15 protein-coding genes are annotated in these 23,681 nt (G+C 41.5%); 12 read left to right on the top strand and 3 right to left on the bottom strand.

Annotated features, from left to right (window positions below; all coding sequences use genetic code 11):
* Positions 1-33: 33 nt before the first annotated feature.
* Positions 34-885 carry a DNA-processing protein DprA gene (locus ACKWCF_RS06690; RefSeq protein ID WP_409479933.1) on the top strand — a complete coding sequence of 284 codons (852 nt, stop codon included), beginning with the start codon at positions 34-36 and terminating at the stop codon, positions 883-885.
* A 295-nt stretch (positions 886-1,180) separates the two neighbouring features.
* Here the strand turns inward: ACKWCF_RS06690 and lptF are convergent, their stop codons facing one another.
* The gene (lptF, locus tag ACKWCF_RS06695) at positions 1,181-2,278 is read right to left on the bottom strand and encodes an LPS export ABC transporter permease LptF (RefSeq protein WP_409479934.1); all 1,098 of its coding nucleotides are present in this window, start codon (positions 2,276-2,278) and stop codon (positions 1,181-1,183) included.
* Between the two features lie 61 nt (positions 2,279-2,339).
* On the opposite strand from lptF, the gene ACKWCF_RS06700 reads away from it, so the two are divergent.
* The 3 genes from ACKWCF_RS06700 to ACKWCF_RS06710 are packed head-to-tail and all read left to right on the top strand — an operon-like array spanning position 2,340 to position 3,796.
* A complete protein-coding gene (locus ACKWCF_RS06700) occupies positions 2,340-3,140 on the top strand; it encodes a hypothetical protein (protein WP_409479935.1) in 801 nt (266 codons plus the stop codon).
* A gap of 33 nt (positions 3,141-3,173) precedes the next feature.
* A complete protein-coding gene (gene trxA, locus ACKWCF_RS06705; RefSeq protein ID WP_409479936.1) occupies positions 3,174-3,500 on the top strand; it encodes a thioredoxin in 327 nt (108 codons plus the stop codon).
* Between the two features lie 32 nt (positions 3,501-3,532).
* The gene (locus ACKWCF_RS06710) at positions 3,533-3,796 is read left to right on the top strand and encodes a glutaredoxin domain-containing protein (protein WP_409479937.1); all 264 of its coding nucleotides are present in this window, start codon (positions 3,533-3,535) and stop codon (positions 3,794-3,796) included.
* A 560-nt stretch (positions 3,797-4,356) separates the two neighbouring features.
* On the opposite strand, the gene ACKWCF_RS06715 is transcribed toward ACKWCF_RS06710, so the two are convergent.
* Together ACKWCF_RS06715 and ACKWCF_RS06720 are read right to left on the bottom strand one after the other, a co-directional pair.
* Positions 4,357-5,349 carry a tRNA dihydrouridine synthase gene (locus ACKWCF_RS06715; RefSeq protein WP_409479938.1) on the bottom strand — a complete coding sequence of 331 codons (993 nt, stop codon included), beginning with the start codon at positions 5,347-5,349 and terminating at the stop codon, positions 4,357-4,359.
* A 13-nt stretch (positions 5,350-5,362) separates the two neighbouring features.
* Complete coding sequence (locus tag ACKWCF_RS06720) at positions 5,363-5,815, bottom strand: EVE domain-containing protein (protein ID WP_409479939.1); 453 nt, start codon at positions 5,813-5,815, stop codon at positions 5,363-5,365.
* Positions 5,816-5,882: 67 nt separating this feature from the next.
* On the opposite strand from ACKWCF_RS06720, the gene ACKWCF_RS06725 reads away from it, so the two are divergent.
* The 8 genes from ACKWCF_RS06725 to ACKWCF_RS06760 all read left to right on the top strand — a co-directional run bounded on the left by ACKWCF_RS06725 (position 5,883) and on the right by ACKWCF_RS06760 (position 23,584).
* The gene (locus tag ACKWCF_RS06725) at positions 5,883-6,686 is read left to right on the top strand and encodes an SDR family NAD(P)-dependent oxidoreductase (RefSeq protein ID WP_409479940.1); all 804 of its coding nucleotides are present in this window, start codon (positions 5,883-5,885) and stop codon (positions 6,684-6,686) included.
* Positions 6,687-6,715: 29 nt separating this feature from the next.
* Positions 6,716-8,113 (top strand): class II fumarate hydratase, encoded by a 1,398-nt coding sequence (fumC, locus tag ACKWCF_RS06730; RefSeq protein WP_409479941.1) that lies wholly within the window; start codon positions 6,716-6,718, stop codon positions 8,111-8,113.
* A 1-nt stretch (position 8,114) separates the two neighbouring features.
* Positions 8,115-8,993: a hypothetical protein gene (locus ACKWCF_RS06735; protein WP_409479942.1), complete on the top strand. Its 879-nt coding sequence runs from the start codon at positions 8,115-8,117 to the stop codon at positions 8,991-8,993.
* Positions 8,994-8,999: 6 nt separating this feature from the next.
* A complete protein-coding gene (locus ACKWCF_RS06740) occupies positions 9,000-9,449 on the top strand; it encodes a hypothetical protein (protein ID WP_409479943.1) in 450 nt (149 codons plus the stop codon).
* A gap of 23 nt (positions 9,450-9,472) precedes the next feature.
* Positions 9,473-11,488, top strand: a complete 2,016-nt coding sequence (locus tag ACKWCF_RS06745; RefSeq protein WP_409479944.1) for an ATP-dependent helicase — start codon at positions 9,473-9,475, stop codon at positions 11,486-11,488.
* An 84-nt stretch (positions 11,489-11,572) separates the two neighbouring features.
* Positions 11,573-16,861, top strand: coding sequence for a tail fiber domain-containing protein (locus ACKWCF_RS06750; protein ID WP_409479945.1), 5,289 nt, complete (start codon positions 11,573-11,575; stop codon positions 16,859-16,861).
* A gap of 1 nt (position 16,862) precedes the next feature.
* Positions 16,863-18,338 (top strand): fibrinogen-like YCDxxxxGGGW domain-containing protein, encoded by a 1,476-nt coding sequence (locus tag ACKWCF_RS06755; RefSeq protein ID WP_409479946.1) that lies wholly within the window; start codon positions 16,863-16,865, stop codon positions 18,336-18,338.
* Positions 18,339-18,487: 149 nt separating this feature from the next.
* Positions 18,488-23,584: a tail fiber domain-containing protein gene (locus ACKWCF_RS06760; RefSeq protein ID WP_409480251.1), complete on the top strand. Its 5,097-nt coding sequence runs from the start codon at positions 18,488-18,490 to the stop codon at positions 23,582-23,584.
* The last annotated feature ends 97 nt before the right edge of the window (positions 23,585-23,681 follow it).

Consider the following 23,681-nt stretch of genomic DNA (forward strand, 5'->3'; position numbering starts at 1 on the left):
AATATTGGCTTAGGGTTTGTAAAACCTTAAGTCATGAACAAAGCCGTTATATTTAAAGCCTTACAAAGATCGCTAGGGTTCCGCAATCCGGAATCTATTCTTCAAATAACTTCTGACTTAACAGCCAAGCTATCACCGCAGGAATTGCTGCTGGCTGAACGCTATCTGTTATCGCTTCGTGATAAAGGGATTAAGTACACCTATCCAGGGCATGAAGCGTACCCGCTAAGTTTTTATAAAATGTTAGAGCCGCCGCTTTTCTTGGAATACTTAGGAGAACCCGTATGGCTGCATCATGACGTGTTAGCGGTTGTCGGGTCGCGAAAGATGCATTCGTTCACGCAAAGGTGGTTACAGCAGGAACTACCCGCGTTTTTAGAAGCTAAGCCTAATGTGGCTATTGCTAGTGGCGGCGCAATGGGCGTCGATCAGTGTGCGCACTGGGCGGCGGTAAAATCATCACGGCCTACGATTGTGGTGCTTCCGTGTGGCATTGATAATTTGTTTCCGCAGAATTTAAACAAACTAAAAAAATATATTTTAGATAGTGGTGGTTGTTTTCTCTCTGAATTTGAGAGCGAGCAGCAAGTGCGAAAACATTTTTTCTTTTTTCGTAATCGTTTAATTACCAATTTATCTTCAGTCACAATGATAGCTCAGGCTGAAAGAAAGAGCGGAAGTTTTCTGACGGTTCATCATGCTCTTCAAAATGGGCGTATGATGGTGACTTTACCGGCGCATCCAGAGATGTCTGACTTCTCGGGAAACCTTCATTTGATGCGCGAAGGGTGTTTTTATGTGCTTACAAACAAGGATTTGCTTAACTTTTGGGAGGCTGAATCTTGGTCTGGTCGAGGTTTAACACTAGATATGGGCCGTATTTAGTGAAAATGCTTGACCATAAACACTAGGTCTAGTGACCCCTGTGACTAAGGTCAATTTTTATAAGAAAAGTGAAATAATCTAAAAAAACCTATTGAGAAAAAAAGAAAGATACATCTAGAATAAGAGTAAGGGAGGGGCGATGTGGTCACGGATGACCCTGGTAGTAAGGATGCTACTGCATCGTCTCGTTTTTTCTTCTGAATAAACTCAGACATCAAAAAGTTCTAAAATAAATCAAAAAAAATAGAAATAAAAGAATGAGAAGCTGAACAGCAGTTTTTTATTATTCAATTCACTAAGATAATTTCTTTTGAATTTGTCTTACAGAAAGGCCCGCGAAGATTATGTTCGCAATCCATGGCCCAACATAAGCTGGAAGTTTTCCGCTGCGTGATAGGCCTTCAAACGCGATGTACAGCACGAAGTAACCGACGATGAAGCCAACCGATACTACGAAGCCAGAGCTCTTTCCTGAGCGGCGTTCGTTCACTACACCATAACCAACACCCACTAACCCGAAAATCAAGCAGGCAGCGGCTAAGGCGAAGCGTTTATGAAATTCAACCGCAAATCCGATCTTATCATTGGGTTTGATTTCCGGATCGTTAATACGATTTTTTAATTCGGTGTAGTTAAGTGATGGCGCTGACTTCTTACGTTCTTCAAATTTAACCGGGTCATTTAATAAAACGTCGTAAGATTCAAAATTAACCACGGTGTGGGCTTGGCCACGGCGGTGAATCTGGCCATTAAACAAACGAAGTAAGACGCTATGTCCTGGATTATCTAGATCAGGAATGATGTGGCCTTGTGGGGCGATGATCGTTAAAGGCGAAGTCGGGTTTTTATCGTCGTAGATGAATAGATCCTGAAGTAAACCTTCTTCAGAGTTTACTTTGTTGGCGTAGATCACCATATCAAAGAAACCTTCAGAGAAAGTTCCTTCTTTAATACTGGCCGCGGCTTTCGTGTTTCCAAGGTGAGTGATTAGTAATTCAAACTGACGATTTCCCCAAGGGGCCACGTAGAAAGCTGTTTGCGCTGAGATTAGCGCTACAACTAGCGCTAATGCTACAGCAGGGGTCAACATCGTAGATCCGTGATAACCAGCGCCTTTTAAGGCGATGATTTCTGAATCCATTGATAAACGATTGTAAGTCATTAACACGGCGAATAGTAACGACATGGGTAGAATCATCGGTAGGAATGAAATACTCATATAACCCATGATGTCTAAAATAAAAGAAAACTTAATCCCGTGAACCAACACGAATTCGGTTAGACGAAGGGCTTGAAACATTAACAGGATAGAAATAAACACCAATACACCTAGAATAAAGGTCGGCACCATTTCAGAGAGTAAATAAAAAAAGACTCGGCGTGATTTCCACATCTAAAGACTACTATAAATAATTTCTTTGCTATCGTCATCGCTTGGATTTTAGAATAGACCTATGGATAGAGTGCTTATTGTCAGTGAAGAAGTGATTTTTGCCTCGCATGTTGAAAAAACCCTCATCGAAGTTGGTTTTGACGTGGCTATTCAGTCGAGTGAAGCTGGGTTACAGCAAGCTATCGCAAATTTTACGCCTCATGTTTTAGTGGTTAAAGGGGATTCGGCAAAGCTTTCTTCTTTGCGCGTGGGTCAAATCTTAAAAGAGACCATTAAATATCAGGGTAAGGTGATCTTAATTTTAAATAAAAATCAGAACATTGATCCGAATGATATTAACCGTGTGAAGATGGATTATCTTCTGTTTGAACCGGTGGGCGCAGTTAAAGTAGTTTCTCATGTTTTGAATCTAATGACAGAAAATCGTGAAAGTATCAAAAACCGTTTACAGAAGCTGGCGGATCACGATCAGAACTTTCGTAAGCAAGAAGAGAACTTCATTGTTTCAGGTAAAAGCGTGGACCAAGAAATGGTGCATGTGACCGGAAAGCTTAAAAAAGACGAATTGACCCATGTTAAAAGCAAAGAGGCAATCGGCCCCGAAGAGATGCAACATATTAAAGCTGATATTGAAAAAGAGCTGGCTGATAATGAGGCGTTACATCGCTCAAAAATAGAGGCTTACGATAGCTTGATTGGCAATATCGATATCGACTTGAAAAAAGGCCATAAAAAAAGGCAGACTAACGATAAGCAAAAGGCATTACGCAAGGAGCTTCTTGTTGATCCTGGCCAAGAAAAGTTGGACAGTCTTGATAATGATCGCCGCGCGTTTGCGACTGCGTTAATGAAAAAGAAATAGGTGCCCATTTTGGGGTGCCAGAAGAGGTAGCCCATGGGAACAAAAACATCTCCAGTAACAGATTCAACATTTCAAACAGAAGTTTTAAATTCTTCAACTCCAGTTCTAGTAGATTTCTGGGCTGAATGGTGTGCCCCTTGCCGCGCTTTAGGTCCAAAACTTGAAGAAGTAGCTGGCGAATTAGAAGGTAAAGTTAAAATCGTAAAAATGAACGTTGATGAAAACCCTGCAACTCCAGGCCAATTCGGTATCCGCGGCATTCCAGCAATGCTTTTATTCAAAGATGGAAAACAAGTTGGTGAGTTAGTCGGTAATCACCCGAAAGAAAGAATTACTGAGTTCTTAACAACTCATTCTTAATTTTTAATTCACATACCTAGAAGGAAAAAGTCATGAGCCAAACAGCTAAAGTTACAATGGTTAAAAAAAATCCGTGCCCTTACTGTGAGCGCGCCATGACTTTTTTCGAAAATCGCGGGATCAAAGTAGACATCATCGACTTAACTGGAAAACCAGAAGAGTTAATGGACTGGAAAACTAGAACCGGCTGGATGACTGTTCCTATTATTCTTATCAACGATAAACTTATCGGCGGCTACACAGACTTAAAAGCGTTAGACGAAGAAGGTAAGTTAGATCCTCTTCTTGCGACTTAGTCGCAAAACCGGATTAACCTGCAAGAACTCATCGTTTTTTAGCCCCATTTTCGCCAAATTTCTTTCAAATTTTGATCGGGCGCTAGTTGCTGAAACTAGTCGGACAAACTTTTTTCTTTCTGTAAAATTCAAGTGAGTCAATTTTTTTGAAATTAATTCGGCTTTTCTGCGCGAGAAACCACGTTCATTTCGCAAAACATATCCTAAATGAGAAAAATCAACTTCAAGATCAAGAGCAAACTGCCTTAACGAGTAGTGAATGTCTTTTGTTTTTCGGGTTAAAAATTCTCTATGCAAAATTTTGATATATTCAGATCGGTTCATAAAAGTATCTTCTGCAAAAAAGACTTTCTCACTGGTTTGGATCTATCTTTTTTATGCGATCGGATGCCGGATTTGAAGACCGAGACTGGGCTATTTTTTTTGACGCGCTAAAAACGCTCGGGGTTTCAGTCCACATTGTGGACCTAAACCCCGAGTGATGAAGATGTGTCATAAGTTAGTCTGAAAATCGAATTACCCTTTGAATGAAAAAATAGCGCATATCTATTCTTAAAAAATCAAATAAGCAATTTTTCTAAGTGAGATTTGAATTCCACTGGCTTTTTGTGGATTTTGACTTGGTCGAAGATTTCGCGGGCGCGGGGCGAGGCTAGGCGTAGTTGGCTTAACCATTGTTTGGTTCTGGCGGTGGCGAAGTGATCGTTGACGTAGACTGTGCAGGCCTCGAAAAAGGGAACGATAAGTTTAAGCGATTCTTCTGATGAAGGCGACAGAAGAGTTTCTCCTGTTGTTGTCATTTTTTCTAAGTGGGCTTTGATTTCTTTGAAGACGTACGGATTTCTTAAAGCTCCGCGGCCGATCATAAAATCTTCGCATAGAGTTTCTGTACGGCATTTTTCAAAGTCGTTTACATTCCAAATTTCGCCGTTAGCGATGATTTTTACTTTTGTGCGCTCTTTGATTTTTGGAATCCATTCCCAGTAAGCGGGTGGTTTGTAGCCATCAGTTTTTGTGCGACAGTGAACTGTGACCCAAGTAGCTCCGGCATCTTCGCAAGCTTTTACATTATCTAAACAGTGTGAGGGATCATCAAAACCTAAACGCACTTTGGCCGTCACTGGTGTTGTGTTTGGAACAGCGTCGCGCACTGTTTTTACGATGTTGTAAATGCGGTCGGTGCTTTTAAGAAGGCTTGCTCCGCCGTCGTGACGGTTAACTGTTTTTGCAGGGCAACCGAAGTTTAAATCTACTCCGGCAGCTCCCATTTCATGAGCGCGTAGAGCGTTTTCAGCGAGCGGCACGGCTTGGCCACCCAGAAGTTGCACGAATACGGTTGTGCCTGATCTTGTTTTTGATCCGGTTTTCAATTCAGGACAATTTTTCTCAAAAACTTTGTAGGGATGAAGTTTGTCGGTCACGCGTAAAAATTCAGTTACGCATTGGTCAATGCCACCAAGACTAGTTAGCAGGTCGCGCATCGCCCAATCGGTGACGCCTTCCATAGGAGCTAAGAATAGCTTTGCATTTTGCTTTGCTTGGCTTTTTGACATGCCAAAGCAATAGCTACTTTTCGCCCAGTTTGCAAATATGTTTGAATTCAGCTTCAGTTACGGGGCTAACTGAAAGTCGTCCTTGTTTAAGTAAAGCCATGTTTTTTAGCTTAGGATCATGTTTAATTTGATCTAATGAAACTAATTGGTCGAATTTGGATTTGTACTTAATTTCAGTACAAAACCAGATCGGTTTTTCTTTAGTAGCTTTTTCAGCATAGTACTCAGATTTTTTATCAAATTGCAGCTGATCGGGAGCGGCTAATTTACTCACTTCAGCGATACCAATTACGCCCGATGGCTCAGCGTTTGAGTGGTAAAATAAAACAATGTCACCTAATTCCATGGCCTGCATATTGTTGCGGGCTGTGTAGTTGCGAACACCAGTCCACCAAGTGGTTTTATCTTTTTTTAAAGTGTCGATCGAAAAAACATCTGGTTCAGATTTCATTAGCCAATATTTCATAATTAAAACATTAACACAGCTAATTGTTCGTTTGCATCTGTGACATCTTGGGCTAAGATTTTGGCCTATGAAAAATATGTCTCATACTCTGATTACCGGCGCTTCTTCAGGCATAGGTGAACAGTTAAGTTACTTACTGGCTAAAGAAAAAAAATCCTTAGTTCTTGTGGCTCGAAGACTAGAGCGCCTTAAAAAAGTTCAGAAACAATGTTTAAAATTAGGTTCTCCGGATGTGCAGATTATGTCTTGCGATATCGCAGATAAAAAATCTGTTTTACTGGCGGCTAAAAAAATCAAAGCGATGAAAAAAGTTTCAGTGGGCTCGTTAGTGAATAACGCTGGCTTAGCGGCGGGAACGGAATTAGTTCAAGATGCGAAAACCAAAGACTGGGATGTGATGATTGATACCAACGTGAAAGGTCTTTTGTGGCTTACGCGTGAGTTTTTTGAATCCGTGATTGAGCATCAAGGGCATATTGTAAATCTTGGATCAGTGGCGGGACGTCTGGTTTATGAAGGTGGCGCTGTCTATTGTGCGACCAAGTTTGCGGTACGTGCTTTATCTGAAGGCTTTCGTATGGACCTTAAAGGCACAGGTGTTCGTGTAACGAACATCGAACCCGGTATGGTGAACACGGAATTTAGTTTTGTTCGCTTAGGAAATCAGCAGAAAGCCGACGCCGTCTATGCCGAGATGATGCCACTAAGCCCCATTGATATTGCGACCAATATTTTATGGTGTTTGCAGCAACCGCCGCATGTTAATATTCAAGAGCTTGTCATTTATCCAACGGATCAGGCCTCAGTAGGCCAAGTTTCTCGCGGTGAAAAAAGTATTAAAAATTTAAAAACTAAATCTAAAGGAAAATAAGTCGTGTCGAAGACACGCAGAGGTAACAGATGAGTAATGAATTTCGTATCGAAAAAGACACGATGGGTGATGTTAAAGTTCCAGCGCATGCACTTTGGGGCGCGCAAACTCAACGTTCAACTGAAAATTTCAAAATCGGTGGCGATCGTTTTCCACGCGAGATGATCAAAGCTTTAGGCGTTTTAAAAAAAGCGGCGGCGATGACAAATGCAGAACTAGGTTTGTTAGATTCTAAAAAAGCTGAGTTCATCATTAAAGCGGCTGACGAAGTTATTTCTGGAAAATTAGATGAGCACTTTCCTTTAGTAGTTTGGCAAACGGGTTCAGGCACGCAGACGAACATGAACGCCAATGAAGTTATCGCCAACCGTGCGATGACGATGCAAAGTTTAACTTTACCAAATAAAGCCGTTCACCCGAACGATGATGTGAATAAAGGTCAATCTTCAAACGACACTTTTCCAACAGCAATGCACATTGCGGTTGCGGATCAATTACATTCTCGTCTTATTCCGATGTTAGCTCACTTACACAAAGCTTTAGAGCAAAAAACCGCTGAGTTCCGTGACATCGTAAAAATCGGTCGTACTCATTTAATGGATGCGACTCCGTTAACTCTTGGCCAAGAATTTTCTGGTTACACAACACAAGTAAAAAACGGTATTCAACGTATTAAAAATACTTTACCGCATGTGCACGAGTTAGCTCTTGGTGGTACAGCCGTAGGTACGGGCTTAAATACTCACGTTGATTTCCCGAAAAAAGCAGCTGCTGCAATTGCTGCTGAAACTCATATTCCGTTTGTCAGCGCACCTAATAAATTTGAAGCTTTAGCATCTCACGATGCTTTAGTTGAACTTCACGGCGCTTTAAAAACTGTTGCTGTTTCATTAATGAAAATTGCCAACGACATTCGTATGTTAGGTTCTGGTCCTCGTTGTGGTTTTGGTGAATTAAATTTACCAGAAAACGAACCAGGTTCTTCAATCATGCCGGGTAAAGTAAATCCAACTCAGTCTGAAGCGATGACGATGGTGTGCGCGCAAGTTTTAGGTAACGATGTGGCTGTTAACGTTGGTGGAGCGACTGGGCATTTTGAATTAAACGTATTTAAACCAGTTATTGTATTTAACTGCTTAAACTCAATCCGCTTGATTGCTGATGCGTGTGAATCATTTGCTGACAACTGTGTTGTAGGCATTACTGCAAACACAACTCAGATTAAAAAACACTTAGATAACTCTTTAATGTTAGTTACAGCACTTAATCCACATATTGGTTATGACAATGCAGCTAAGATTGCTAAGACAGCTCATAAAAACGGAACAACTTTAAAAGAAGAAGCTGTAAAGCTTGGCCTTTTAACTGCCGAAAAATTTGATGAGGTTGTTAGACCTGAAACAATGATTTCTCCTTTAGGTAAGTAAGTTGACGCAATTGAATCCGTTATTAAAAAAAGCGACATGGATGGAGTCGGGCGATATTCGCCCGTACGTATTTGTTCGCCCAGAAAATCAAATTGCTCAGCCGGGAACTCGTCATCATCTTGATTGGTTTATTCATGAACCAATTTATAAAAATCCGTTAAACCTTAATGAACTTCCTTTTGCCGATGCGATTTATCAAATCGAGTGGAAGTCTTTTGGTAAACAGGATTTAGCAATTCCACGTTGGGTATTTTACGATTGCGCAGCAATGCCGGGCTTTATTGCAGGCTTTGCAGGACGCACTTCAAAGTTACCTAAAAAAATCGTACAGGAACTAGGAATTCCAGAAACTGAAGAATGGTGTCCGCTATCTTTATTCATCATTATTCCAACGATGCATAAAGGGGAGTGGGTGGCTTACGATCTTTGTTCGGTAAATTCATTCTTACCAAAAGAAGAGCAATTCTACGGTTTAGGATTTTTATCGAAGGCGTTTGCACTTTGGTATGCTAATGTTGAACAGTGTTCGGGAATGACTCAATGGGGTTCACCTTCATTAAGATTACATTCTCACTACGGCCACTTAGAAATGATTGGATCGTATGCGCCACTTCACACGCACGCAAAAACGATGACTTATCGTTGTGAAGTAAATACTGACTGCTGGGAAAAATTCTTTACTAAAGAAGAAGACTTAGCGTTTGTGGAAAAGTTTGGTCCGTCAGGACGTACGATTGATCCAAAAAGCGAACAATCGATGATTGAAATGCAAAATTTAATTCAAGCGAATTCGGGACCTTATTATTTAAGTGCCTCAGAGATTGCGACCAAAGATTTAACTGCGCCTTTAACCGTGTACCATCTAAAAAAAGAGAGATAAAAATATATGAGTAATCTTACATTACCAGCCGTCGCAAAATCGTTATACTACATGTGCAAAAAATGCGAAGGCGAACGTTACCACCGTGTTTTAGCGCATAAGTCTTCAACGAGTGCAAAAATTGAATGCGAAATTTGTAAGTCTGTAAAAACTTACACTTTACCTAAAACGGGTTCTGATGCTCCAAGTGCGCGCCGTTTATCGGGTGCTGCAGGGGCTGCGGCTGCAAAAAAAGCAGCTTCATCAGCTCGTTCACACACAGGCAATTACGAAATTTACAATTCAAATGCTTTAGGTTTAGAGGCTACGCCGTACTCAATCAAAGGTAATTTTAAAGAATCACAAAAGTTAAACCACGTAAAATTTGGTATTGGTTTTGTGATCAAAGCTTACAACGATAAAGTTGATGTGATCTTCTCTGATGAAGTTCGCACGTTAATGCACAATCGTACGTAGTTAATAAAACAGTAGTTAATCCCGTGAGTAAATGGACCGAAGGACTTAATCCAGAGCAGGGTGATGCCGTAAATCATAATTACGGCCCGCTACTTATTTTAGCCGGAGCCGGCTCAGGTAAAACTACGGTTTTAGTTTCTCGTACGGGGCGATTAATCGAAGACAAAATCGCTAAGGCTGATCAAATCTGTGTATTAACTTTTACGAATAAAGCGGCGCGTGAATTAAAACACCGCGTGTCTGTCAAGGTGGGTCCAAAAGCCAAAGGTTTATGGGCCGGAACATTTCACTCGTTTGGTCTTCAGTTACTTCGTAAAAATCATAAACTGTGTGGCTTACCTGCGCAGTTTGGTATTTTAGATCAATCGGATTCGCAAGCGATCTTAAAAGATCTAGCGAAGAACCTTCGTAATACGACAAAAGATAAATTTGATTTCTCTAAAGTGTTAGAGTGCGTAAACCTATTACGTGCGAAAAAATCTTTACCGGTCGATCAGTTAGTTGAATATCATGAAATGGCTGAAGCGTTAGCTCCCGGTTATGAAAAAGAATTATTACGCCTAGGTGTTGTCGACTTTGAAGGATTACTTCTTGAGCCTTTACGCTTATTTAAAGAACACCCTGAAGTTTTAGTGCAAACACAAGAACGCTTTAAGCAGATCATGGTGGATGAGTTTCAAGATACGAATATCGAACAAATGAAATTGATTCGCCAGATTTCTGATTCACACCAGAACCTTGCGGTTGTGGGTGATGATGATCAGTCAATTTACGGTTGGCGTGGGGCAGAGATTAAAAATATTCTCGATTTTCCGAAAGACTGGAAAAATTGCCAAGTTATTAAATTAGAACGTAATTACCGTTCAAGCTCTTCGATTTTAGATTTAGGTAATGCCGTCATCGCTAAAAATGAAAAACGTCACGGTAAGATTTTACGCTCTGAAAAGAAGAAAAAATTAGAACACCAAAAACCTGAAGTTTTCATTTTAGAGAATGAAGATGAAGAGTCAGACTTTGTTTGCCGTGAGATTCAAACAATCAAGGCCGCTGGTGGTAAAAATAAAGATATCGCAATTTTATACCGCTCAAATACGCAAGGCGCTTTTATCGAAACAGCGCTTCGTAAAAGTCAAATTCCGTACTCGATTACCGGTGGTACATCGATCTTTGACCGTAAAGAAGCCAAAGACTGGTTAGCGTTTTTAAAACAATCATTAAATGATGATGAAGTTTCTTTTCGTCGTATCGTAAACCTTCCGCCACGCGGACTGGGTGATAACACTCTAGATAAACTCATCACTTACGCTGAAGAAGTGGGTCTTAACTTACCGCAGGCTTCTAAAAAGTGGGATAAAGCGGGCTTGCCTGAAGACAAAGGGCAGATTTTAGATACGTTTAATGATTGGATTTGGACATTTCCGACGCGTTTATTAGATGACACGACAATTGGAGCCACGATTTCGCAGCGTTTTGAATTTTTAGTGCGTGAAATCGGTTATCGCGATTATTTATTAAAAAATTCTGAAGGCATGGCCTTTGAGAAAAAGTGGCAGGTGATTGAAATCGTCGGCCGCATCTTAGAAAGTTATGTCGGTCGCCGTGATCCATCAATCGGAACTCTTAAAGACTTCGTGGATAGCATGCAACTGCGTGATGACGTTGGTAATGAAGAAGAAAAAGATGTCGTACAGCTTATGACTTTTCACGCTTCAAAAGGTTTGGAATTTCCGCATGTGCTGTTAGTGGGGGTTGAAGAAGATTTGCTTCCGCACAAACGTCTAGGGTCTGATATCGATGAAGAGCGCAGACTTTTTTACGTGGGTATTACGCGCGCGCAAGAAAGACTGACTTTAAGTTATTGTCGTCAAAGAAAGAAGCAAGGTGTGGTTCGTCCAGTATCTCCGTCACGGTTTTTACTTGAGATTGATCAAAGTCTTGTTTTATGTCACGAATTGGGAAACCGTCCCGTTACAGCGCTCGAGCGTGAAGATCTTGTTAAAAACTTTTTAGCTAAATTTGACATTGAAAGAAAAAAATAAAGATCGTCTCAAATTGATTCGTAAAAACTGAACTTAAATCACGTAAATCCTCAATTTTTTGTCGAAAATACCGACAAGTTGTCTGTGAAGGACGTACGCGGGTTGCAGATTAATCATCTGATTTTTTTAAGTATCGTTTTCGTGTTTGCATTTCTGCAAACAGGTGCTGCGTTTGCGGGGCCTAACCGCACAACTTATCAAGCAAAAATCGTAAAACCAGATGGCTATCCTCTTGAAGCTTCAACAGTAAATTTTAAATTTACAATTTTAGATCCTGCAGGAAGCTGTATCTTATATTCTGAAACTTATTCGTCAGTGAATATGACGGGTACAGGTGGATTAATTTCGTTTGCACTTGGTTCTGGTGTTAAAACTTATCCAGCTTCAGCAACAACAACTTTCGAACAAGTTTTTTCAAACATCACTCCAAGCTTAACTTGTGATACGGGTGGTCCTGCAAACTATTCTCCGGCTGCCAGTGATGCTCGTAAAATCGTAATGCAATTTCATGACGGCAACGGTTGGCAGACTCTGCCTGCTATGTCGATTAATGCTGTTCCGTATGCGATGTACGCAAATAGCGCACAAAATTTAAATGGCAAAACAGAAGCTGACTTTGTTCAAGTAGCATCACTTGCAACATGTGGTTCTGGTGAAGCGCTACATTACAATGGCGTGGGTTTTTCTTGTGTAACTCTTCCAGTTCCGGAAAGTGTTTCTGGAGCAGCGGTTGTTTCAGCTCTTGGTTATACACCGGCTAACAGCGCAACTGTGAATGCACTTTCATCGTCGTTAATTTCAACTGAGGCCAATGTATCATCAGTGTCATCGACGGTCGCGTCTGTGTCTTCGACAGTGTTTTCAGTTTCATCAACGGTATCATCACTTTCAACTTCAGTTTCAAATTTAACATCAACAGTTTCTGGAATTTCAAATACGGTTTCAGGATTATCAGCTTCAATGGCGGCGATGGTTTCATCACAATGGACTACGAGCGGCACTTCGATTTCTTATTCTTTAGGTAATGTGAGTGTATCGGGTGCTATCCGTATTGGTATGGATGCAACATCTTGCGCAGCAAGTTTAGCAGGTACATTACGTTATAATTCTGGCACTGTTGAATACTGTAACGGAACATCATGGTTACCATTTGGTGTGGCCGGTGCTGGTATTACAAACATCAACGGTTCAACTTCAGGTTCACAAACATTTGCCACGGGAATTATTGGAACTGTATTTAATATTTCATCAGCAAATGGTGTGCACACGTTTAATATTCCGTTAGCGGCATCAAGTTCGGTCACAGCTGGTTTATTATCTAATTCTGATTATTTAACTTTTACGAATAAATTAAATGCGACTTCAGCGGCAGTGATTTCAGCTTTAGGTTATACGCCGTTAGATAGTTCTGTTTCTGGAACTTACGCTGTTAAAACAAATAACTTATCTGACTTAGCTTCTGCGACTGTAGCTCGTACTAATTTAGGTTTAGGTTCATTAGCTACATTAAATTATTTAGATTTAAGTTCAGCGTTAGCTTCAGGAACATTATCAGTGGCAAGACTTCCAGCTTTTTCAGGTGATGCTTCATCATCAGCTGGATCATCAGTTTTAACATTAGCTTCAGTAGGAGCTGGTGTTACGAGTGGTACACAATATACAAAAGTCACAGTTGATGGCAAAGGCCGTGTTGTGAGTGGTGCGCAGTTATCATCATCAGATGTCGTAACGGCGTTAGGTTTTACACCAGCAAATAATGCGGCATCTGGAACTTACCTTGTAAAAGCCAATAACTTATCTGATTTAACATCGAGTGCAACAGCACGCACGAATTTAGGTTTAGGCACATTTGCAACAGCCAACACAGTTGATTTAGGAAGTGCAAGTGCAACAGGTATTATTGCTGACGCCAGATTGGCAAATCAAACTGGAGTAACAAGTGGTACGCAATATACGAAAGTTACCGTAGATGGTAAAGGCCGTGTTGTGAGTGGGGCGCAGTTAAGTGCATCTGATGTAACGACAGCTTTAGGTTTTACACCATCTGATAGTGCAGCATCTGGAACATACGCTCAAAGAGCCAATAATTTATCTGACTTAGCTTCAGCGACCGTGGCGCGCACTAATTTAGGTTTAGGTTCTTTAGCTACACTTAACTTTTTAGATTTAGGAACTTCATTTGCTTCGGGCACTTTAGCAGCGGCAAGATTACCAGCGTTTTCTGGTGATGCGACATCTCCTTTAGGTTCTTCAGTATTAACATTAGCATCAGTAGGTGCTGGTGTAACAAGTGGTACGCAATACACGAAAGTTACAGTTGATGGCAAAGGCCGTGTTGTAAGTGGAGCACAGTTATCATCTTCTGATGTGACAACAGCCTTAGGTTTTTCTCCGGCTCAGGCAAGCTCTGCAACACAATGGACAACATCAGGTTCAACGATTTTCTACAACACAGGTAATGTGGGTATTGGTACAAATAGCCCAACAGATCGTTTAACAGTAGTTCACTCGTCACACGCAAAAGTTAGAATCACTGGTGATAGTGATTTAGATGATGCCAGCCTTTATTTATTTGAATCATCGCCAACAAATGCTGAATCTGGTTTTGGACTGACATTTGAGGGTGACAATATCGTTGGCGGTAATAGTTTAAATTTTAATAGTTATGTGGCCGGTGTTTCGGCGACACGCATGACGATTTTACGTGATAATGGTTATATCGGTATCGGTACATCCGCTCCGGTAACTCGTTTAGATGTATCGGGTGGTTTAAAAATTGGTACTGAAGCGGTAGCGTGTAGTTCGGGTTATGCCGGAACTTTACGTTATAACGGTGGTAATGTTGAATACTGTAATGGCTCTACATGGACAGCGTTTGGCGCGGCCACAGTGGGTGTGAATACATTTAATGGCTCAGCTTCACAAACACAAAGTTTCGCCAATGGCGTAACAGGAAACTCTCCGGCATTCAGTACTTTAAACGGTGTGCACACATTAAATATTCCATTAGCATCGGCTACAGGATCAGTGACTGCGGGTTTAATTTCAAATGCTGATTATGTGAATTTCAGTAATAAAATTACTTCAAGTGCAGCTTCGATTGCGCAAGTGTTAGGTTATACCCCAGCATCAGCAACAGCTCTTGGAAACTATTTAGTTAGAGCAAATAACTTATCTGATTTAACTTCGAGTGCAACAGCACGCACGAATTTAGGTTTAGGCACTTTTGCTACAGCAAATACAATTGATTTAGGAAGTGCAAGTGCCACTGGTACTTTAGCAGCCGCAAGATTACCGGCAATGGCTGGAGATGTCAGTTCAACAGCGGGCAGTAACTCGTTAACAGTTGTTGGTCTTCAAGGTCGTTCAGTATTATCAACAGCGCCAACGACAAACCAGGTTCTGGCTTACAACGGTTCAGCGTGGGCTCCTGCAACTAATGTTTCATCACAATGGACGACATCAGGAACAACAATTTACTACAATACAGGTAATGTTGGTATTGGTACGGCAAATCCACTTTCAAAACTTCATTTGTATAATAACTCGGGGGCCTCTGAATTTTTACGTACTCAGTCAGCTGGCGGTTATACTTATACTATGAAAACCACGAATGGTGGTGATTTTGTTTTTACAGATGAAAGTAACAGTAAAGATTTAATTTATACAACGCCGTTTTCAGCCGGTGGACGTAGTTTCAACTTCTTAAATTCAAATATCGGTATCGGTACTTCTTCGCCGACTTACACTTTAAGTTTTGCAGCGGGTACGAAAACCATTGGTATGGAACGCGCATCTGCTGGTGCTGGCGGATCACTTTATATGCGTGCTGGTGGTGCGGTATCTGGTGGAACTGATATTAGTGGCGGCAGTTTAGTTTTATTAGGTGGTACAGCAACTGGTTTAGGTGCTTCAAAAATCTTATTTCAAACAGCTTCGGGTACGGCCACAGGAACTGCAGATGTGGCTCCTGCGACTCGTATGACAATTAATGGTGATGGTAATATCGGTATGAATGTAACATCACCAGTAGAAAATCTAGACATCGCTGGTAAGTTATCAGTGCGCGGCGATTATATTATTTTCTCACATGATGGTGCGACAAATACGAATAGTGATTACATCAAATTCGATGATACTAATGGGCAATTTGTAGCAGGTTCAGTAGGTATGTTATCACTTCATGCTGAACAAAATCGCGATACACCTGTTTGGTATAACGCGAATTTAGGTCTTGCAGCCGGTCCAAGTTTTTTCAACGGTACCGTGGGTATCGGGGTGAGTGCGCCGACTAAAACTCTTGAAGTGAATGGTTCGATTGCGGCTGCAGGTATGGCGGCTGAGTATCTGACGCTTTCAATAGATGGCACTGCAAATAATACTTACGCTATCGGCTCATTAACAAATAACGGACGTGCAACACATGTTAAGTTCAACATGTCTGTGCATACTACAAGTACGATTGATGCTTTAACATTTCAGGTCAGTTTACCTTCATACTCGAACGGTACTTTCTACACGGGTTGGCAAGAGCTTCCAGTGGCGTTCGGAAGCACGGGCTGGAATGGTATGAAAAATTATGTGATTGATGTTTTAAGATCAGGAAATACTTCAGGTTCGACAATGTATTTCCGTGTAAGAAATAAAGGCGGCGCTGGCTCTTCGAATACTATGAATATTCGCATGGAATATAATAGTGACGCAACCTTCACCCGTATTACACACGCAAATACTGTAGCGACGGCTTTTAACGCAGGAACCGCAGCGGCCGGCGGTGCGGTAGATGGTATGTATGGTGCTTTGGAGTATTCTTTCCCAGTAGCAGTTGGCCAGGCTTGGAGACCTGCGGATAACTCGGGTTTATTTATCAAAAACAGTGGCTATGTCGGTATTGGTACAAGTGCGCCAAGTGTTGAGTTAGAAGTAAGTGGTACAGTTAAAGCCGCAGCTTACTTATATACTTCAGATCGTCGTTTGAAAAAAGACATCGTGACATTACCAGATGCTTTAACAAAAGCCTTACAGCTTCGCGGTGTGAATTTCGTATGGCGTAATAATGAAGAAAAAACTGTGGGTTTTATCGCCCAAGAAGTTGAAGCTGTTTATCCAGAGCTTGTAAAAACAGATAAACAATCTGGCTTTAAAGCCGTACAATACGGAAACATCGTTGCCATTTTAGTTGAAGCGTTAAAACAAGAAAACAAAGAACGTGTTGAAGCGCAAAACCGTTGTGAAACGCAAGTTTCGCAAGTGCAACGTGCGGTGGCTTCAGTTGATGAGAAATCATCAACACGTATGAACCAATTAGAAAAAGAAAACAAAGAGCTTAAAGAGCGTCTTGATCGATTAGAAAAGTTATTACTTAAAAAATAAAATGAAAAAGCTTCTGGCATTACTCATCTTTATACCGATTTTAGCAGGGATAAATAACCTGACGGATGGATATCGCATTCCTAAAAACGGTGGATCAACGCGTATTTATGCTAAAGATGGTTCAGCGCAAGGCGCTTGTTACACCGTTCAAAATAACAATACGACAAATGATTTATTTGTTCCGACAAAGTCAACGACAGAGTGGGCGGCATTTATTGCAGCACCTACACCAAGTTATGTCGTTAAAACTTTATGTCAGCCAAAGTCGTGTTTAGAAATTATGAATTTATTCGGAAGCCCAGCGAATGGTTTATACACGATCGATTCTGATGGAGCTGGTGCCGGTGCATCTTATCAAACTTACTGTGATATGACGACAGACGGTGGTGGGTGGACCAGAATTTTTCGTCACAATGTGGCCGGCGGTTTTTTCGCAACCACTGCAGAAGCTGCGAGTAAAAATACCAACGATGGGGCTAATAATCTTTATTCAGTCTTAAATAGAATTCCAGATTTTATTACAAACGGTAAATATAAGTTTCGCATGACGTGGCCGGGTTACACTCAAAAAAATATTTGGCTACAAACGACAAATCCATTGGCAGATGTCGATGTGGCTGGTGTTGTACCGATCAAAGCTTTAGCGTACAACGAGAGTAAGGTGAATAACTGGGGCGGATTAGAATTAGGTAATGGTACTCACGCCGCAGGAAATGTGGATTCTTCTTTAATTGATGGATCTATCGAACATGGAAACTGGTGGTTCGCGATCGGGAGTGATGCACCTTACGGAGTCCAAAACGGAATTCCCGCTGATACGAGTATTTTATCGGGTGGCGTATCAGAAACTGTTTTATGGATTAAAGATGAAGACACTTACACCTCATACAATTCATGCAAAGCGATCTTAGATGCAGGTGCTTCGATTGGTTCTGGAATTTATACGATTGATCCAGGAAGTTTAGGATCTCCGATTCCGGTTTATTGTGACATGACTTCTGATGGTGGTGGTTGGACAAGACTTTTTTATCACACAGTTTCAGGAGCGGTATTCGCAAATAATGCTGAAGCTTTAAATAGTAATCAAAATCAACCGATGAACACGATAAAGTATTCAATTTTAAATCGTCTCTCTGGCTTTTTGCGCTCGGGTAAATATGAATTAAAAATAGATTGGCCCGGAAGTCCTATGCCAAATGCGCGAAACTGGTGGACACAAACCAGCGATTTTAGGTCACAACCTGCGGCTGGTTATGTAGGTATTGCGATTGATTCAACAAGTAATTTTTGGGGTGGTTTGGAGTATGGATCTCCAGGAACAACTTTAGCTGATGGTTCAGTGGGAAGTGGTAACTGGTTCTATGCGATTGGTGCAAATATCGTGTGGGGAACAGCACCGAATGAAGGTATTCCCGCATCAGATCAACTGATGGGTTCAAGTTACGGGGTACCAAAGGTCGAGCTCTGGATTAAGTAGTTTTTGTTACTTTCAAAGTGTTTCATCCTGAAACAAAAAGCTAAACTCACGCAAGTCTAAAATTTAATAAAATCGTCAAATATTCCGACAAGTTAAGAGTGAAGATTGGACGTTTGCTGCAGCATTTTGCCTTAATATTTTTTGTGTTCATGATGTTGAACACTCTGGCTGCGTTTGCCGGACCGGGTCGTACCACATATCAAGCTAAAATTATTAAACCAGATGGTTATCCATTAGAAGCCTCAAGCGTAACTTTTAAATTTACAATTTTAGATCCATCAGCAACTTGTATTTTATATTCTGAAAATTACAACGCTGTGAATATGTCTTCAACAAGTGGTTTAATTTCTTTTTCCTTGGGTAGTGGGGTTAAATCTTTTCCGGTAAGCTCAACAACGTTTGAACAAGTGTTTTCAAATATCACGCCTTTCTTAGCGTGTGATAGTGGTGGTCCTGCGAATTATTCTCCGAATGCCAATGATATGCGTCGAATCGTGATGCAGTTTAATGATGGTAACGGCTGGCAAACATTACCAGCGATGAGCATTAATGCTGTTCCGTACGCGATGTACGCTAACGACACGCTAAAGTTTAATGGTTTACAAGTTTCTGACTTCGTACAGGTTTCAACAATTCCTTCTTGCGGTGCTAGTGAAGCGATTCGTTACAACGGATCTAGTTTTAATTGCGTAGCTGTTGGCGGTAGTGGAACTGTAACATCGGGTTCTGTGGTAACAGCGCTTGGCTACACGCCAGCTGATGGCGCCAGTGTAACAGCGATTTCTTCTTCGCTTGCAACGACGAATTCAAATGTATCATCAGTGTCATCAACCGTAGCCTCTGTTTCTTCAACAGTTTTTTCAGTTTCATCGACAGTGTCTAGTTTGTCGAACACGGTATCAAGTCTTTCAACTTCGGTTTCAAATTTATCAGCTTCAATGTCCGCACTAGTTTCATCACAATGGGTAACAAGCGGAACTCATATTAGTTATGATGCCGGTAACGTTGGTATCGGTACAGTAAATCCTAATTACCGTTTACATGTGACTAAGCCAGGTAGCGGGGCTACGACGGTTGGTATTGAATCTTACGGCGGTACTTCGGGATTATACTTTCTTCGTGCTAACGGAACTGCGGCAGCCCCGCTTCCGGTATCAAATACGCAAACTTTATTAGAAATCGCAGCTGTTGGTTATGGTCAAACACAGTATATAAATACATCAGCGGCTAAAATTTTAATGTCGGCTGAAGAAACTTGGAGTGATGCGACTGCTGCTGCTTCAATTCGATTTCATACTCGCGGGTCAAGTACGACCGCAGCTTCAGTTGAGCGTATGCGTATTGCGCATAACGGTTTTGTTGGCATTGGAACAACTTCGCCAACAACCATGCTTGATGTAAATGGTGGTTTACGTATTGGTTTGGAATCTGCAGCTTGTGCTGTAAATCTGGCGGGTACAATAAGATATAATTCAGGTAATGTTGAATACTGTAACGGAACGACGTGGAATTCATTTAATGCGGGAGCCATTACTTCAAGTGCAGTGATTTCAGCCTTAACATATACGCCGGCCAATCAAGCATCGATGACAGCTTCATTTACTGCTGTCACAGCTACCACAAATAATTTATCAACTTCGATCACAGCTTTAGCAGCTACAGATACAACACTTGCAAGTTCGTTAACGACTTTAAACTCATCTGTGACAAATCTTACTAGCTCAATGGGCGCGATAGTTTCATCGCAGTGGACTACATCTGGAACAAATATTTATTACAGTGCTGGTAAAGTTGGTATTGGTACGTCTGCACCTACAACACCACTTGATGTGACAAGTGATTCTGGCTTACCAAGCGAAACGGCGACATTAACACTTGCACAGTATAATTCTGTCTCAGCAGCAACCAACAGCAGTCTAATTTTTAGAAGAGCACGTGGGCCGTTGGCAGCACCAACACGCATTAATGTAAGCGATATTATCGGTGGTATTTATGCCAATGGTTTTTATGATGACGGAGCGGGGAGTGCAGGCTTTCCTTCGCAAAATTCAGGAGCTATTCGTTTTATGGCCGATGAAAATTTTGCGGCTTCAGGTACATTAGGAACACGTATTGTTTTTGATACTACAGCTTCAGGTACAAACTCACGGACGACAAAAATGGTTGTGACTGGTGAAGGTAATATCGGTATTGGCACGACTGCGCCAGAAGCTCTTTTACAAATCGTCGGAAAACCAACAGCATCCGGAGCGACGATTCCGCTGGGTAGTGAAGGTAGTTTCATGATTACCACAAATCCAAGTGGTGGCACAAATCCACAAGGGTTTTTAGGATCTTTATGGTTCGGTGGTAAAGAAGGCGGAAACGAAGGCACATACAAAGCAGCAGGGGTTGCAGCGTATGGACCAAGCGATGTGACAGCAACATCTGCGGAAACAGATTTGTTATTCTACACAACAGCATCAGGATCTTTAACAGCTAATGAAAAAATGCGTATTATGGCAAACGGTTATGTGGGGGTAGGAACAAGTTCTCCACTTTCGTTATTACATCTTTCAAATAATACGGCTCAGCTTCGTGTTGAAACAAATAATCCGAATACATTAGGTAATGCACCTATTTATTTGATGAATCAAGATATAACGGCGAATAACGTTTTGGATATTTTCTTTGCAACAAATGATGCTAGTTTAGAGCCAGATAACGGAGCGATTATTCGCTCGATATTCACGGCGCGCTCAGCTACTGGTATCACGGCAGACCTTGCGTTTTTAACGGCGAGTAATGCCGAGAGCCCAACAGAAAAAATGCGTTTAACTTCATCGGGAACTTTAGGGCTTGGAACAGCCTCACCAACTGCGCGACTTCATTTTTCTGCCGGAAGTGCAATATTAGCTCCGTTAAAATTTACATCAGGCACTTTACTTTCAGCAGCGCAAGCAGGTGCGATGGAGTATGATGGTACTAACTTTTATGTGACTGATGGTTTAAGTCAACGTCGCACAATCGCTACTGGCTCATCAACAGGAAGTATCGACAACGCTTCAACGATTAATTCTACAGGTAATATTACCTTAGCTCCAACAGGTTCAGTTGTTGTATCTTCAACAACAGCAAGTACAAACTCATCAACAGGAGCCTTGATCGTTAATGGTGGTGTCGGTATTGCGGGTGATACAAATGTTTCAGGAACATTAACGACAAGTAATATCGGTGTTGGAGTTTCTGCTCCGCTGGCGAAATTAGATGTAAGATCTGAAAGTACAACGAAAGTTGCTCGCATTCAGTACAGCGGATCAAGTTTTGGTACGCAGCCAAATTTAGAAATGTTTCGTTCACGCGGAACACTAGCTGCGCCAACCGCAGTTCAGGCAAATGATACCCTGGGTTCGTTCTCAGGTGTTGGTCATTACGGAACGGCTTTTGCCTCGGGTTCTGCAGCAGGTATTATGCTTCGAGCCGCACAAAATTATACGGCCACTGAGCAAGGCGCTTATATTCAGTTTCTAACAACGGCGTCGGGTACAATTATACAATCTGAAAAAATGCGTTTAGATCCTACGGGATATTTAGGTATTGGTATTACAACACCACTGGCTCCGCTACATGTGCAAGCGGGTAATATTGCAGCACTTGGTTTAGAAGATGATGACGATGGTATTGTGATTCAAAACTATCAACCGACATTAACATTTAAAGATAACTCAGCCGGTGATCCAAATGATGTGCGTTTACGTACTGAAAGCGCATCATTCTATTTTGAATCAAGTCCTGACTTTTTTGTAAGTTCTCCTGTGACGACAAATCTTATGACATTGTCAGCCAGCGGAGAACTGGGAATTGGTACGACAAATCCTGGAGCTCGGTTGCAGGTGTCGACACCAGTATCGTCAACGGGATCAAATAATCGTACGATCTTTGGCCAATCTAATTCTGATCTGATGGATGTTACCGGATTAAGTGGCGATGTGTTTCTAGATCATATGGTAGGCGCAAGATATACGGCCAGCACTTCAACAACGTTAACTCGGGCTGTAACTTTAAAAATTGACGGCGCACCGAACGTGGCGTCATCACCATTAACAGTCGGTGAACTTCTGGCTTTATGGGTTCAGACTGGAAATGTTTCATTCGGTGGAAATTTGGGTATTGGAGTAACATCACCAACAGCCGCATTAGTTGTTTCAAAAGCCACAACTGTTGGGTCGCAAATCCAAGTGAGTAATAACAGCGTCAATGGTTACATCACAGCTCCGTCATCTGGCGAAGGTATCATTCTTAGTTCATCACGCTATAACGGCTCTATGTGGGTGACCGATACTACATCGGCGGCAGCTCTGACGGTGAGTGATGGCTCGATTCAAATGTTTACCGTTGGGGGATTAACTCCGGGAGCTTCGCACAGTTATAGCGAACGAATGCGTGTTGATGCGAGCGGTAATGTCGGGATTGGTACTGCAAGTCCTAGCTCAAGATTACATGTAAAAGGTAATATCAATTCGGATTCAGACAGCACGGGCGGTATCTTGGGTCAGGTGAGTGTATCTGGCCGTAATTCAGCCGCCGCGACACCTTATTATACTCAGTGGAGTATCTATAACATGAAAGAGTATGGACCGGCAACAGGGCTTAGTTTCTACGAGTATTACGATGCCAATAATAATGGAATTTTATGTGAAGCTGGTGATGTTTGTGCGAGCCGTGTTACATTTTCAGCTGGAGGAAATGTCGGTATCGGCGTACAGAATCCAACGTACATGTTACAGTTACTTAATGACTCGGCGGCAAAACCAGGAACCAACACGTGGACAATAGCTTCAGATATGCGTTTAAAAGAAAGTCGTGGGTCATTCACGCGTGGTATGGATGCACTACTTGGTTTAGAGACAATTTATTTTACGTACAAAAAAGATAATGCATTAGGTTTACCGTCGGATAAAGAGTATGTCGGTATCCGCGCACAAGATGTGCAAAAAGTTGTTCCTGAAGCGGTAACGACAGATGAAAAAGGATTTTTACATTTCACAAGTGATGCGGTTTTCTGGACAGCGGTGAATGCGATCAAACAGCTTTATCACAAGATTTTAGGTCACGATGTTGAGCTAGAAAAACATGCGCGCGAAATCGCGTCGATCAAAGAAGAAAACGAAATGTTAAAACAGCAAAACGCTGATAAAGATAAACAACTTCAAGATATTCGTGGCTATCTTTGTGCCAAGGATCCGAACGCTCCGATTTGTAAATAGATTGTTAAATTAGAAAAATAGTTTCTCACTGATTCATAATGAAACATTTTTTGATTCATTTTAAGCCTAAAGTCAGGTCTTGAAATTTAATTAAATT

It is taken from the genome of Pseudobdellovibrio sp. HCB154, assembly GCF_046267985.1.
GTDB lineage: Bacteria > Bdellovibrionota > Bdellovibrionia > Bdellovibrionales > Bdellovibrionaceae > Pseudobdellovibrio.

Bases quoted from the DNA above. Each gene is read 5' to 3' on its own strand.
- ACKWCF_RS06755 (WP_409479946.1), top strand. From the start codon at position 16,863: ATGAAAAAGCTTCTGGCATTACTCATCTTTATACCGATTTTAGCAGGG.
- ACKWCF_RS06725 (WP_409479940.1), top strand. From the start codon at position 5,883: ATGAAAAATATGTCTCATACTCTGATTACCGGCGCTTCTTCAGGCATA.
- ACKWCF_RS06700 (WP_409479935.1), top strand. From the start codon at position 2,340: ATGGATAGAGTGCTTATTGTCAGTGAAGAAGTGATTTTTGCCTCGCAT.
- ACKWCF_RS06740 (WP_409479943.1), top strand. From the start codon at position 9,000: ATGAGTAATCTTACATTACCAGCCGTCGCAAAATCGTTATACTACATG.
- ACKWCF_RS06760 (WP_409480251.1), top strand. From the start codon at position 18,488: ATGATGTTGAACACTCTGGCTGCGTTTGCCGGACCGGGTCGTACCACA.
- ACKWCF_RS06715 (WP_409479938.1), bottom strand. From the start codon at position 5,349: ATGTCAAAAAGCCAAGCAAAGCAAAATGCAAAGCTATTCTTAGCTCCT.
- fumC (WP_409479941.1), top strand. From the start codon at position 6,716: ATGAGTAATGAATTTCGTATCGAAAAAGACACGATGGGTGATGTTAAA.
- ACKWCF_RS06690 (WP_409479933.1), top strand. From the start codon at position 34: ATGAACAAAGCCGTTATATTTAAAGCCTTACAAAGATCGCTAGGGTTC.
- ACKWCF_RS06720 (WP_409479939.1), bottom strand. From the start codon at position 5,815: ATGAAATATTGGCTAATGAAATCTGAACCAGATGTTTTTTCGATCGAC.
- lptF (WP_409479934.1), bottom strand. From the start codon at position 2,278: ATGTGGAAATCACGCCGAGTCTTTTTTTATTTACTCTCTGAAATGGTG.
- ACKWCF_RS06710 (WP_409479937.1), top strand. From the start codon at position 3,533: ATGAGCCAAACAGCTAAAGTTACAATGGTTAAAAAAAATCCGTGCCCT.
- trxA (WP_409479936.1), top strand. From the start codon at position 3,174: ATGGGAACAAAAACATCTCCAGTAACAGATTCAACATTTCAAACAGAA.